Origin of the sequence: Telluria beijingensis (genome assembly GCF_030770395.1) — a bacterium.
Classification (GTDB): Bacteria; Pseudomonadota; Gammaproteobacteria; order Burkholderiales; family Burkholderiaceae_D; genus Telluria; species Telluria beijingensis.
On sequence record NZ_CP132480.1, the window covers coordinates 592788 to 605024 of the forward strand.

Genomic DNA, 12237 nt, shown 5'->3' on the forward strand with positions numbered 1-12237 from the left:
GAATCGTCATGGCAAAAATGCAAGCGAAAATGGCAAGCGACAAGCCGGATGATGGCATGCGCGAAAAAATGATCGCGATCAACCGCGTGACCAAAGTGGTCAAGGGTGGTCGTATCATGGGTTTTGCAGCGCTGACCGTTGTCGGTGACGGCGATGGCCGCATCGGCATGGGCAAGGGCAAGTCGAAGGAAGTTCCAGTCGGCGTGCAAAAAGCGATGGAAGAAGCCCGCCGCAACCTGATCAAGGTGCCGCTCAAGAACGGTACCCTGCATCACACCGTGTCCGGTCGTCACGGCGCCTCGCGCGTCATGATGATGCCAGCGAAACCTGGTACCGGCGTGATCGCTGGTGGCGCAATGCGCGCTATCTTCGAAGTGATGGGCGTGACCGACGTGGTCGCCAAGTCGACCGGTTCGTCGAATCCTTACAACCTGGTGCGCGCAACCCTCGACGGCCTGTCGAAGATGAGCACCGCGGCTGACATCGCTGCCAAGCGCGGCAAGTCGGTCGAAGACATCGTCGGTTAAGGAGAACTCACATGGCAAACACCGTTAAAGTTCAGCTCGTCAAGGGCCTGATCGGTACCCGTCAAGACCACCGCGCTACCGTGCGTGGCCTGGGCCTGCGTCGCGTCAACTCGGTCTCCGAGCTGCAAGACACCCCAGCCGTGCGTGGCATGATCAACAAAGTCGCGTACCTCGTGAAAGTTGTGTCGTAAGCCCTCGGGCTTGCGAACGGAGAAATCAATGGAACTCAATACCATTCAACCAGCCGAAGGCGCGAAACACGCCAAGCGTCGCGTCGGTCGCGGCATCGGCTCCGGCCTGGGCAAGACTGCCGGCCGTGGTCACAAGGGTCAGAAATCGCGTTCGGGCGGCTTCCACAAAGTCGGCTTCGAAGGCGGTCAGATGCCTCTGCAGCGCCGTCTGCCGAAGCGCGGCTTCAAATCGCTGAACGCGACCTTCAAGGCTGAAGTCCGCCTGTCCGACCTGAACAACCTGGCCGTCGGCGACGTCGACATCCTGGTGCTCAAGCAGGCAGGCATCCTGCCGGTCGTGGCACGCGACGTGCGCGTCATCCTGTCCGGCGAGATCACCAAGGCGGTGAACCTCAAGGGCCTGAAAGCGACCGCTGGCGCGAAAGCAGCGATCGAAGCAGCTGGCGGCTCGGTCGCGTAAAGCGACCGCTGCCTGATCGGAGCAAAAATTGGCGACTAATTCACAACTTGGTAAAAGCGCCGCTTCCGGATTCCCCTGGGGCCGGCTGTGGTTTTTGCTTGGCGCATTGGTCGTGTACCGCATCGGTGCTCACATCCCGGTTCCCGGGATTGACCCGGTGCAGCTCGCTGCGCTGTTCAAGCAGAACGAGGGCGGCATCCTGGGCATGTTCAACATGTTCTCGGGTGGCGCCTTGTCCCGCTTTACCGTGTTCGCGCTCGGCATCATGCCTTACATTTCGGCTTCGATCATCATGCAGCTCGCATCGATCGTCTCGCCGCAACTCGAGGCGTTGAAGAAAGAGGGCGAGGCCGGCCGCCGCAAGATCACCCAGTACACCCGTTACTTCACGGTGGCACTGGCGCTGTTCCAGGCGTTCGGCATCGCAGTCGCGCTCGAGGCGCAACCTGGCCTGGTCATCGACCCGGGTCTCGGTTTCCGCTTCGTGACCGTCGTTACCCTCCTGACCGGCACCATGTTCCTCATGTGGCTGGGCGAGCAGATCACCGAGCGTGGTCTTGGCAACGGCATTTCGATCATCATCTTCGCCGGTATCGCAGCAGGTCTGCCGTCGGCCCTGGGCGGCTTGTTCACCCTGGTCTCGAACGGTTCGATCGGCAGCTTCTCGGCCATCCTGATCGTGGTCCTGGTGGCTGCGGTGACGTATGCGGTGGTGTTCGTGGAACGCGGGCAGCGCAAGATCCTGGTCAATTACGCGAAACGCCAGGTCGGCAACAAGATCTACGGTGGCCAAACCAGCCACCTGCCCTTGAAGCTGAACATGGCAGGCGTGATCCCGCCGATCTTCGCATCGTCGATCATTCTGTTCCCGGCGACGATCGTCGACTGGTTCACGCGCGGCAAGGATTCGTCCGGCCCCGTGATCGGGTTCCTGAAGGATCTGGCGGCGTCGATGGCGCCAGGCGAGCCAATCCACGCTTTGCTGTATGCGGTGGCGATCGTGTTCTTCTGCTTCTTCTACACCGCGCTGGTATTCAACAGCAAGGAAACGGCGGACAACTTGAAGAAGAGCGGCGCGTTTGTTCCGGGCATCCGTCCGGGCGAGCAGACCGCGCGCTACATCGACAAGATCCTGATGCGCCTGACCCTGGCCGGTGCAGTCTATATCACCCTGGTGTGCCTGGTGCCGGAGTTCATGACCGCCCAGTGGAAGGTTCCCTTCTACTTCGGTGGCACGTCGCTCCTGATCATCGTGGTGGTGACGATGGACTTCATGGCACAAGTGCAGAACTACGTCATGTCGCAGCAATATGATTCCCTGCTGCGTAAGGCTAACTTCAAGGGTGGAGTTCCTACGCGATAAGCGTCGGAGTGCATAGAGCGAATGGCAAAAGACGACGTCATCCAAATGCAGGGGGAGATCCTCGAGAATCTCCCAAACGCGACGTTCCGCGTAAAGCTGGAAAACGGCCATGTGGTCCTGGGGCATATCTCGGGTAAAATGCGGATGAACTATATCCGCATCCTCCCGGGTGACAAGGTAACGGTGGAGTTGACGCCGTACGATCTGTCCCGGGCCCGCATCGTGTTCCGCACCAAGTAAAAACATCATCAAGTAAACGAACCGAAGAGAGTGCAAAATGAAAGTTAACGCTTCAGTCAAGCGGATCTGCCGCAACTGCAAGATCATCAAGCGCAAGGGCGTGGTCCGTGTGATCTGCGTCGAGCCGCGTCACAAGCAGCGTCAAGGTTAATCGAGGAATAACGAATGGCACGTATTGCAGGGGTTAACATCCCAAATCATCAGCACACCGTTATCGGCCTGACGGCTATCTACGGTATTGGCCGTCCGCGTTCGCAGAAGATCTGCGACGCAACCGGTATCGCGACCAACAAGAAGGTCAAGGACCTGGACGATAACGAACTCGAGAAACTGCGCGACGAAGTCGGCAAGTTTGTCGTGGAAGGCGACCTGCGCCGCGAACTGTCCATGAACATCAAGCGTCTGATGGACCTGGGTTGCTACCGCGGCATGCGTCACCGTAAGGGCCTGCCGGTCCGCGGTCAGCGTACCCGCACCAATGCACGTACCCGTAAAGGTCCGCGCAAGGCAGCTCAATCGCTCAAGAAATAATCTAGGAACCGACCATGGCCAAGCAACAAAGCAGCGCAGCAGCAGCACGCGTGCGCAAGAAAGTGAAGAAGAACGTTGCCGAGGGCATCGCCCACGTGCACGCATCGTTCAACAACACGATCATCACCATCACCGACCGTCAGGGCAACGCCCTGTCGTGGGCAACCTCCGGCGGCGCCGGCTTCAAGGGTTCGCGCAAATCGACCCCGTTCGCGGCTCAGGTCGCTGCCGAAGCTGCAGGCAAGGTCGCTCAGGAATCGGGCGTCAAGAACCTGGAAGTGCGTATCAAGGGCCCAGGCCCAGGCCGTGAATCGGCTGTGCGCGCACTGAACAACCTCGGCATCAAGATCACCGAGATCCAGGACGTGACCCCAGTTCCACACAACGGCTGCCGTCCGCCGAAGCGTCGCCGTATCTAAGACATCGGGCAGTCGGATCGCCGCCCGGCGGTTCGCCGCCCGATCCGTGTCTTGATATCGACGCACGGGGCGCAAGCCCCGTTGTGTTTTACGAGATCGCCGGTGCAGTTGCCCAGAAATGGGTTATACTGCCCGGCTCTTGTCGCCTGTCGTCCTGACGGCGGGCGATGTTGTAAGCCACGTCCGGCCTCATGCAGAGCCGGACTAGCGCCTGGGTGCATATGATTTTCATATGCGCTTCTGGGGCGTGATCAAATATTAAAGGAAATCTAACGTGGCACGTTATATCGGACCAAAAGCAAAACTGTCGCGCCGTGAAGGCACCGACCTGTTCCTGAAGAGCGCACGTCGTTCGCTCGATTCGAAGTGCAAACTGGACGTCAAGCCAGGCCAGCACGGTGTCAAGTCGGGTGCCCGCACCTCGGACTACGGCAACCAGCTGCGCGAAAAGCAGAAGGTCAAGCGTATCTACGGCGTGCTGGAGCGTCAGTTCCGCCGCTACTTCGCAGAAGCGTCGCGCCGCAAGGGCAACACCGGCGAAACCCTGCTGAAGCTGCTGGAATCGCGCCTGGACAACGTCGCTTACCGCATGGGCTTCGGCTCGACCCGCTCGGAAGCGCGTCAGCTGGTGAGCCACAAGGCCTTCACCGTGAACGGCAACGTCGTGAACATCGCGTCGTACCAGGTCAAGACCGGCGACGTGATCGCTGTGCGCGAAAAAGCCAAGAAGCAAGTGCGTATCGCTGAAGCGCTGTCGCTGGCTGAGCAAGTCGGTTTCCCGAGCTGGGTGTCGGTCGACGCGAAGAAGCTGGAAGGCACCTTCCGTTCGTTCCCAGAGCGTAACGAAATCGCTGCTGACGTCAACGAAGCGCTGATCGTCGAACTGTACTCGCGTTGATTGACGCATGAAGGGACAGCTAGCTGTCCCTTCATCGTCATCCCCGCGCAGGCGGGGATCCAAGTTTGCTGGCTAAGTCGAGAAACTTGGGTTCCCGCCTGCGCGGGAACGACGTGGTGGTGGTGCGAGTGCAGCGATCCAGGATCGGCACTTGCAGCGAACAGCAAATTCTCAGGAATTCAAGTTTCCATCACTCCCGTCGCACAGAATTCGTTTTACCGCCTGCTCTCGCAGGCGTTCTCTTTAAAGCCATCAGCCTTATCGGTGTAACGAGCCGAGGGTATTGAAAAGGACTCATTCATGCAAAATAGTTTGTTGAAGCCACGTATCATCGACGTCGAAGCACTGGGCGCCGGCCACGCGAAAGTCGTGATGGAGCCGTTCGAGCGTGGCTATGGCCACACCCTCGGCAACGCCCTGCGCCGCGTGCTGCTGTCGTCGATGGTGGGCTATGCGCCGACCGAAGTGACGATCGCTGGTGTCGTGCATGAATACTCGTCGCTGGATGGCGTGCAGGAAGATGTCGTCGACCTGCTGCTGAACCTGAAGGGCGTGGTCTTCAAGGTCCACAACCGCGATTCCGTCACCCTGACCCTGAAGAAGGAAGGCGAAGGCGCCGTCCTGGCTTCGGACATCGACCTGCCGCACGACGTCGAACTGATCAACCCTGACCACGTCATCGCCCACCTGACCGCAGGCGGCAAGCTGGACATGCAGATCAAGGTCGAGAAGGGCCGCGGCTATGTGCCGGGCAACGTCCGTCGTCTGTCGGAAGACACCAACAAGACCATCGGCCGCATCATCCTGGACGCATCGTTCTCGCCAGTGCGCCGCGTGTCGTACGCCGTGGAATCGGCCCGTGTCGAACAGCGTACCGACCTGGACAAGCTGATCATCAACATCGAAACCAACGGCGTCATCACCCCGGAAGAAGCGATCCGCCAGTCGGCCCGCGTCCTGGTCGACCAGCTGAACGTGTTCGCCGCCCTGGAAGGCACCGAAGCCGCTGCCGAAGCCCCATCGCGCGCACCGCTGGTCGATCCGATCCTGCTGCGTCCGGTCGACGACCTGGAGCTGACCGTGCGTTCGGCCAACTGCCTGAAAGCGGAAAACATCTACTACATCGGCGACCTGATCCAGCGTTCGGAAAACGAACTGCTCAAGACGCCGAACCTGGGTCGCAAGTCGCTCAACGAAATCAAGGAAGTCCTTGCTTCGCGCGGCCTGACCCTGGGCATGAAGCTGGAAAACTGGCCGCCTGCCGGCCTCGAGAAGTAATTTGTCGTACCCCGCCCGGGCACAGTGCCTGGGCGGATTTAACCCTGAACCGGTCCGCGGTCATACGCAAGTGTGAACGATCGAAGAACTGGATTTGAAAACACCCGAAAGGAAATACCATGCGTCACCGTCACGGCCTTCGTAAACTGAACCGTACCTCGTCCCACCGTCTGGCAATGCTGCGCAACATGACTGTTTCGCTGCTGCGTCACGAAGCCATCAAGACCACCGTCCCGAAAGCCAAGGAACTGCGTCGCGTCATCGAACCGATCCTGACTCTGGGCAAGACCGACACCCTGGCCAACAAGCGCCTGGCCTTCGCTCGCCTGCGCGACCGCGAAATGGTCCAGAAGCTGTTCGCTGAACTGGGTCCTCGCTACGCAAACCGCAACGGCGGCTACCTGCGTATCCTGAAGATGGGCTTCCGCGTTGGCGACAATGCTCCTATGGCCTACGTCGAACTGCTGGACCGTCCAGAAGTCACCTCGGCTGAAGAAGCACCGACTGCCGAGTAATACGGCGTCACTCGTTGGAAATACGGGCCTCGGCCCAGATGCCGTCCAGTCAAACCGGGCGGCATTTTTTTCGCCCCTGCGCGTCAGCCTGATGCGGGCAGCGCATAAAAAAGCGGCCCGACCGCTGTCGCGATCGGGCCGCCAGGCCGGTGTGGCGGATGCGGGCGTCGATCAGGCGCGGCGACGGCGCGCCATCAAGCCAACGCCGGCCAGGCCAAGGCCCAGCAGGGCCAGCGAACCTGGCTCAGGGACGTCAGCCGGTGCCTTGACAGCGCTGATCTTGGTGCTGAAATAGGCCTTGTTATTGTTCCAGTTGTCGCCAGCCCAGATCCACTGCGCATCGCTGGAAATGCCGTTGGTGGAGCCCCACGATTCCTTGATCTGCTGCGCGGTTGCGGCGGATGGGGTGGCGTAGTTCTTGCCGAAGCCGGTCGTGCTGGCCGACCAGTTAATGGTGTTGGTCAGCAGGTTCTGGGTGCCGTTCGCGAACTGGAAGTTGGTGCCGGTCAGCGAGAACTGACCGAGCATGCCGGCGATGCCACCGGTATCTTCGGCGAAGATGTGCAGGTAGTAATCGGTGCCGGCCGTCAAACCGGTCGAAAACGAATTGACAGCGTTGTAATTGTCGACGCCACCGATGCGGGTGCCATTCTGGCTATCGCTGGTCGACAGGTACATGGTGTACTTGTTGTCGACGCGCAGGGTCGATTTCAGGGTGTCGGTCGACGCAACCGGGGTGGCTGCAGCGAAAGACGAAGCGAAGGCGGTGGCGATAAGGATAGTGACGACCAGCTTTTTCATTTTATTCCTAGTACATTGATTGGACTCTGCACACTAAGCAATGTTTGTGCCAGGAAATAAATAGTCCTTTAAATCAATCACTTATTTTTTTCTTCAGGGAATTTTATATTCCTTCTGTAAAATTTTCCGGCAGTGTCTATCCTTTGACGCCGGCGTCAATCGGGCAGCGGGTGTACCATGTGCAGTGCAGTAACTTTCCTATAGATATCATGCTTCGATTCTCCCCGCGCAGCCTGCAACTGGTCTGCCTGATACTGGTCGCTGTATTTTCCCTGATCATCGCCCGTCCTGGACAAGCTGCCGAGCAAGACTTCCTGGACCCCGCAGTCGCATTCCGCTTCGAAGCGCGCATGGCAGACCCGCAGACCGCGGAAATCACCTACGTCATCGCCCCCGAGTACTACATGTACCGCGAGCGCTTCGCCTTCAAGGCCAGCGGCGCCGGCATCACGCTGGGCGAGCCGCAGATCCCGCCGGGCAAGGTCAAGTACGATCCGACGTTCGAGAAGGACCTCGAAACCCATACCGGCACGCTGACGATCCGGATCCCGGTCGAGGGCGCCGGCCCGTTCACCCTGCTTGCGACCAGCCAGGGCTGCGCCGATGCCGGCCTGTGCTATCCGCCGCAGGAACACAGCCTCAACCTGGGCGCCGGCGGCGCCGCGCCTGCGTCCGGCCTGCCGATCGGCGCCGGGGCGGGCGGCATGTCCAGCCCGCTGTCGTCGGCGCTGGCCGCCGACGCGCCGGCCACCCCGGCCGCCGCGCCACAATCGGACCTGTCGAACATCGCCGGCATCCTCGGCGGCGGCAGCCTGCTGGCCATCGTGCCGGCCTTCATCCTGCTCGGCCTGGGCCTCGCCTTCACGCCCTGCGTGCTGCCGATGGTGCCGATCCTGTCCTCGATCATCGTCGGCGAAGGCAAGGGCGTGAGCCGCTCGCGCGGCTTCGTGCTGTCGCTGGCCTACTCGCTGGGCATGGCCATCGTCTACACGCTGCTCGGCATCGCAGCCGGCCTGGCCGGCGAAGGCCTGGCCGCGGCGCTGCAGAATCCCTGGGTGCTGGGCGCCTTCGGCCTGCTGATCGTGGCCATGTCGCTGTCGATGTTCGGTTTCTATGAGTTACAACTTCCTAACACCTTGCAGACCCGTTTGACGCAGGCATCCAACAGCCAGCAGGGCGGCAAGCTGGTCGGCGTGTTCATCATGGGCGCGATTTCGGCCCTGATTGTCGGTCCTTGCGTGGCCGCGCCGCTGGCCGGCGCCCTGGTCTACATCAGCCAGACGCGCGACGTCTTCATCGGCGGGGCGGCGCTGTTCTCGATGGCGGTCGGGATGAGCATCCCGCTGCTGCTGGTAGGCCTGTCGGCCGGCTCGCTGCTGCCGCGCGTGGGGCCGTGGATGGAATCGGTGAAACGCCTGTTCGGCGTGCTGATGCTGGCGATGGCGATCTGGCTGGTGTCGCCGGTGCTGCCGCCGGTGGCCCAGATGCTGCTGTGGGCGCTGCTGCTGCTGGGTTACGGTTTCTATCTGCTGCGCCATACCCGGCACTGGGCGGCGATGGCCTTCGGGGCGGCGTTTGCCGTGCTGGGGGCGACGCAGCTGGTCGGCCTGGCCAGTGGTGGCCGCGATGCTTACGCGCCGCTGGCGCACCTCGGTGGCGCGCCGCAGGGGCATGGGTTGACGTTCACCCGGGTCAAGACCGTGGACCAGCTGGATGCGGCGCTGGCGGCGAATGCCGGCAAGACCGTGATGCTCGATTTTTATGCGGACTGGTGCGTGTCGTGCATCGAGATGGAGAAGTTCACCTTCGTGGATCCGGCGGTGCAGCAGAAGCTGGCCGATACCGTGCTGCTGCAGGTGGATGTGACGGCCAACGATGCGGATGACAAGGCGATGCTCAAGCGCTTCGGGCTGTTCGGGCCGCCGGGGATCATCCTGTTCGACGGGCGGGGGAAGGAGATTGCGGATAGCCGGGTGATTGGCTTCCAGAATGCGGAGAAGTTTTTGGGATCGTTGCAGCGGCTGGCGCCGTAACGCGGCGGTGGGTTGGACGCGTGGACGGCGTAGCCGTCCACCCCACAATCCAGGCGACGTTTATGCGCTAGCGCGCTGGCCGTGGTGGCCATGATGACGCGGGCCCTTGCGGTGCTTGGCCTGCGCATCGAAGGTCTTGCGCTGCTCGGGCGTCAGCTGGGCGTAGAAGGTGTTCAGCGCGGCCAGGCGCTGCTCCATGCGCGCGGTGCGCTGCTTCTGCATGTCGATGCCTTTCTGCATGCGCTCCGGTGCACTCATGCTGGCCCAGGCGGCGCGGTCCGGACGCGCGGCGCGCTCACCCTTCTTCTGCGGCGCCTGGCTCGCCACGAAGGCGTCCCAGGCCGGCTGCTGCCGTGCATCGAGCTTGAGAGAATCGCGCAGCTTGGCCTGGCGTTCGGCGCGGTGCTTTTCCATTTTCGCGCGGCGCTCGCCGGCCTTGGCCTGCCACTCGGCCTTCTTGGCCAGGCGCTGCTCCGCCGTCAAGGCCGGGCGGGTCTCGGGTGCGGCGGTCTGGGCCTGGGCGCCGAAGGTGGCGCCGAGCAGACCGGCGGCGGCGAGGGCGATCACGAGGTTCTTGCGGAGGGTAATCATGGTTCTTCCTTTGGTGAGAGTCTGGTTGGCTGTGCATCCGAAACGCTCGCTGCACGGTTCCCATCTTGGGCACAAACTGTAACCGCCGGGTTTCCCCTGTCGCGTACATTGTATCAATATGTTTCCGGCCTAAAGGCTTATACACAGCGATACAAAATGCTCCTCCGGTCTTGTCATAAACTCGGATAATTGAGGTTATGGACAATCCCTCTACGATTCTGATCGTCGACGACGACCGCGACATCCGGACCCTGCTGGCCGACTATCTCGAGTCGAACGGCTACCGGACGCTGGCCGCCGCCGACGGCAACGCGATGTGGAAGGCGCTCGACGAAACGCGTCCCGATCTCGTGGTGCTCGACCTGAACATGCCCGGCGACGACGGGCTGACCCTGTGCCGCAAGCTGCGCGCCACCTCGACCCTGCCGGTCATCATGCTGACCGCCCGCAACGAACCGCTGGACCGCATCCTCGGCCTCGAGATGGGCGCCGACGACTACTTGCCGAAGCCTTTCGAACCGCGCGAACTGCTGGCGCGCATCCGCAGCGTGCTGCGCCGCTCGCACGCCATGCCATCGAACACGCCATCCGAGAACGTGCAGCAGATGCGCTTCTCTGGCTGGACCCTGGACCTCACCGCGCGCCACCTGCTGAATCCGGACGGCATCGTGATCATGCTGTCGGGCGCCGAATTCCGCCTGCTGCGCGTGTTCCTCGAACACCCGAACCGCGTGCTCAACCGCGACCAGCTGCTCAACCTCACGCAGGGCCGTGACGCCGATCCGTTCGACCGCTCGATCGACATCCAGATCAGCCGCCTGCGCCAGAAGCTGGGCGAGGACGCGCGCATGCCCCAGATCATCAAGACGGTACGCAACGGCGGCTACGTGCTGGCCGGCCAGGTGGCGGTGGAGCCGGCGGCGTGAAAGCCTTCTTCGGCTCGATGACCGGCCGCGTGTTCCTGACCCTGCTGCTGGGCGTGTGGATCTCGGCCGCGCTCACCCAGCTGGCGGCCGACTACCAGCGCTGGCGCGAATGGGAAGGCCAGCGCGAGCAGCATCTGCTGGAACGCGCCGAGCAGCTGACCATGGCCACCGAGATCGTGCCGGCCTCGGCGCGCTCGATCTACCTCGAGGTGGCCAATCGCCCGGGCCTGGTGATGGAGGTCAGCGATACCGCACCGGCGCCGGGACCGAGCACCCCGTTCGCGCAGGCACTGGCGGCGCGCCTGGGCAAGGGCTACAAGGTCGAATCGGTCACCACGCGGCCGGCCGCCTGCAGCACCACCCAATACCTGCCGATGATGTACGGCCTGCTCAGCACGGCATACCGCGGCGCCTGCGAATCGCTCAACGTCCACCTGCGCGACGGCGCCGAGCTGCGCCTGTCGGTGCTGCCGCCGCGCCAGGCGACGCCCGGCGACCTCGACCTGCGCGCGCTGGTCGCCCTGTTCATGATCAGCATCGCGGTGCTGGCCTACCTGGTGGCGCGCATGACCGCGCGTCCGTTCCGCCAGCTGGCCCAGGCCGCGCAAGACCTCGGCCAGGACATCAACCGGCCGCCGCTCGACCTGACGGGCGCCAGCGAGATCCGCCAGGCCAGCGCCGCCTTCAACGCGATGCAGGCGCGCATCCGCCAGTACATCTTCCAGCGCACGCAGATGCTGGCCGCGATCACCCACGACCTGCAGACGCCGCTCACGCGCATGCGCCTGCGGCTCGAAAAAGTATCGGATGCCGAGCTGCAGGAACGCCTGATCGGCGACCTGTCGGCGATGCAGGAAATGGTGCGCGAAGGCCTGGTGCTGGCGCGCAGCATGGACACCACCGAGGCGATGCAGATGCTGGATCTGGATTCGCTGCTCGATTCGGTCTGCGACGACGCCAGCGACGCCGGCCAGGAAGTCACGCTCGAAGGAAAAGCCACGATGGCGGTGCTGGGCCGGCCGCTGGACCTGCGCCGCTGCCTGGGCAACCTGATCGACAACGCGGTCAAGTACGGCCACGATGCGCGCGTCTGCGTCGACCGCATCAACGGCACGGCGCGCATCCGCATCCGCGACAGCGGGCCGGGCATCCCGCGCAGCGAGCTGGGGCGGGTATTCGACCCCTTCTACCGGATCGAGACCTCGCGCTCGCGCGCCTCGGGCGGCACCGGGCTGGGCTTGACGATCGCCCGCAACATCACGGAACAGCATGGCGGCAGCATCAGCCTGGCCAACCATCCTGAGGGCGGCCTCGAAGTGACCCTGATGCTGCCGGCCTACTATCCAAACAAGTAGCAAAGTACATGAACCGGTAATAACAATGTGGGACAATGCGGCGCCCTAACGAGGGGCAAGGCAGGCCACCACGATCGAAGAAGAAGGAGTCGCCGGAACGGGCGGCAAG

The 12237-nt window shown here is 62.5% G+C and carries 16 protein-coding genes; 14 read left to right on the plus strand and 2 right to left on the minus strand.

Annotated elements, in window-relative coordinates:
* The first annotated feature begins 8 nt into the window (after positions 1-8).
* The 11 genes from rpsE to rplQ all read left to right on the plus strand — a co-directional run bounded on the left by rpsE (position 9) and on the right by rplQ (position 6422).
* Positions 9-527 (plus strand): 30S ribosomal protein S5, encoded by a 519-nt coding sequence (gene rpsE, locus Q9246_RS02675; protein ID WP_005663437.1) that lies wholly within the window; start codon positions 9-11, stop codon positions 525-527.
* A gap of 11 nt (positions 528-538) precedes the next feature.
* A complete protein-coding gene (rpmD, locus tag Q9246_RS02680; RefSeq protein WP_005663436.1) occupies positions 539-718 on the plus strand; it encodes a 50S ribosomal protein L30 in 180 nt (59 codons plus the stop codon).
* A 28-nt stretch (positions 719-746) separates the two neighbouring features.
* The gene (gene rplO / locus Q9246_RS02685) at positions 747-1178 is read left to right on the plus strand and encodes a 50S ribosomal protein L15 (protein ID WP_005663434.1); all 432 of its coding nucleotides are present in this window, start codon (positions 747-749) and stop codon (positions 1176-1178) included.
* 28 nt (positions 1179-1206) lie between these two features.
* A complete protein-coding gene (gene secY, locus Q9246_RS02690; protein ID WP_005663430.1) occupies positions 1207-2541 on the plus strand; it encodes a preprotein translocase subunit SecY in 1335 nt (444 codons plus the stop codon).
* A gap of 21 nt (positions 2542-2562) precedes the next feature.
* The gene (gene infA, locus Q9246_RS02695) at positions 2563-2781 is read left to right on the plus strand and encodes a translation initiation factor IF-1 (protein ID WP_005663428.1); all 219 of its coding nucleotides are present in this window, start codon (positions 2563-2565) and stop codon (positions 2779-2781) included.
* A gap of 37 nt (positions 2782-2818) precedes the next feature.
* Entirely contained in the window at positions 2819-2932 is a 114-nt protein-coding gene (gene rpmJ / locus Q9246_RS02700; RefSeq protein WP_005663407.1) for a 50S ribosomal protein L36, read from the plus strand.
* Between the two features lie 14 nt (positions 2933-2946).
* The gene (rpsM, locus tag Q9246_RS02705; protein WP_005663405.1) at positions 2947-3312 is read left to right on the plus strand and encodes a 30S ribosomal protein S13; all 366 of its coding nucleotides are present in this window, start codon (positions 2947-2949) and stop codon (positions 3310-3312) included.
* Positions 3313-3326: 14 nt separating this feature from the next.
* Positions 3327-3731, plus strand: a complete 405-nt coding sequence (gene rpsK / locus Q9246_RS02710; RefSeq protein WP_005663404.1) for a 30S ribosomal protein S11 — start codon at positions 3327-3329, stop codon at positions 3729-3731.
* A 274-nt stretch (positions 3732-4005) separates the two neighbouring features.
* On the plus strand, positions 4006-4629 hold the full coding sequence (gene rpsD / locus Q9246_RS02715; protein WP_306395260.1) for a 30S ribosomal protein S4: 624 nt from the start codon (positions 4006-4008) through the stop codon (positions 4627-4629).
* Between the two features lie 300 nt (positions 4630-4929).
* The gene (locus Q9246_RS02720; RefSeq protein ID WP_005663401.1) at positions 4930-5907 is read left to right on the plus strand and encodes a DNA-directed RNA polymerase subunit alpha; all 978 of its coding nucleotides are present in this window, start codon (positions 4930-4932) and stop codon (positions 5905-5907) included.
* 119 nt (positions 5908-6026) lie between these two features.
* Positions 6027-6422 carry a 50S ribosomal protein L17 gene (rplQ, locus tag Q9246_RS02725; protein WP_005663400.1) on the plus strand — a complete coding sequence of 132 codons (396 nt, stop codon included), beginning with the start codon at positions 6027-6029 and terminating at the stop codon, positions 6420-6422.
* Positions 6423-6593: 171 nt separating this feature from the next.
* Here the strand turns inward: rplQ and Q9246_RS02730 are convergent, their stop codons facing one another.
* Complete coding sequence (locus Q9246_RS02730; protein WP_306395262.1) at positions 6594-7223, minus strand: PEP-CTERM sorting domain-containing protein; 630 nt, start codon at positions 7221-7223, stop codon at positions 6594-6596.
* Between the two features lie 209 nt (positions 7224-7432).
* Between Q9246_RS02730 and dsbD the strand changes: the two genes are divergently transcribed.
* Entirely contained in the window at positions 7433-9256 is a 1824-nt protein-coding gene (dsbD, locus tag Q9246_RS02735; RefSeq protein ID WP_306395263.1) for a protein-disulfide reductase DsbD, read from the plus strand.
* Positions 9257-9316: 60 nt separating this feature from the next.
* On the opposite strand, the gene Q9246_RS02740 is transcribed toward dsbD, so the two are convergent.
* Positions 9317-9847 (minus strand): Spy/CpxP family protein refolding chaperone, encoded by a 531-nt coding sequence (locus tag Q9246_RS02740; protein ID WP_306395264.1) that lies wholly within the window; start codon positions 9845-9847, stop codon positions 9317-9319.
* Positions 9848-10044: 197 nt separating this feature from the next.
* Between Q9246_RS02740 and Q9246_RS02745 the strand changes: the two genes are divergently transcribed.
* Together Q9246_RS02745 and Q9246_RS02750 are read left to right on the plus strand one after the other, a co-directional pair.
* Positions 10045-10773, plus strand: coding sequence for a response regulator (locus Q9246_RS02745; RefSeq protein ID WP_159627922.1), 729 nt, complete (start codon positions 10045-10047; stop codon positions 10771-10773).
* On the plus strand, positions 10770-12128 hold the full coding sequence (locus Q9246_RS02750) for an ATP-binding protein (protein WP_306395265.1): 1359 nt from the start codon (positions 10770-10772) through the stop codon (positions 12126-12128). The genes Q9246_RS02745 and Q9246_RS02750 overlap by 4 nt, the downstream gene beginning before the upstream one ends.
* Positions 12129-12237: the final 109 nt, after the last annotated feature.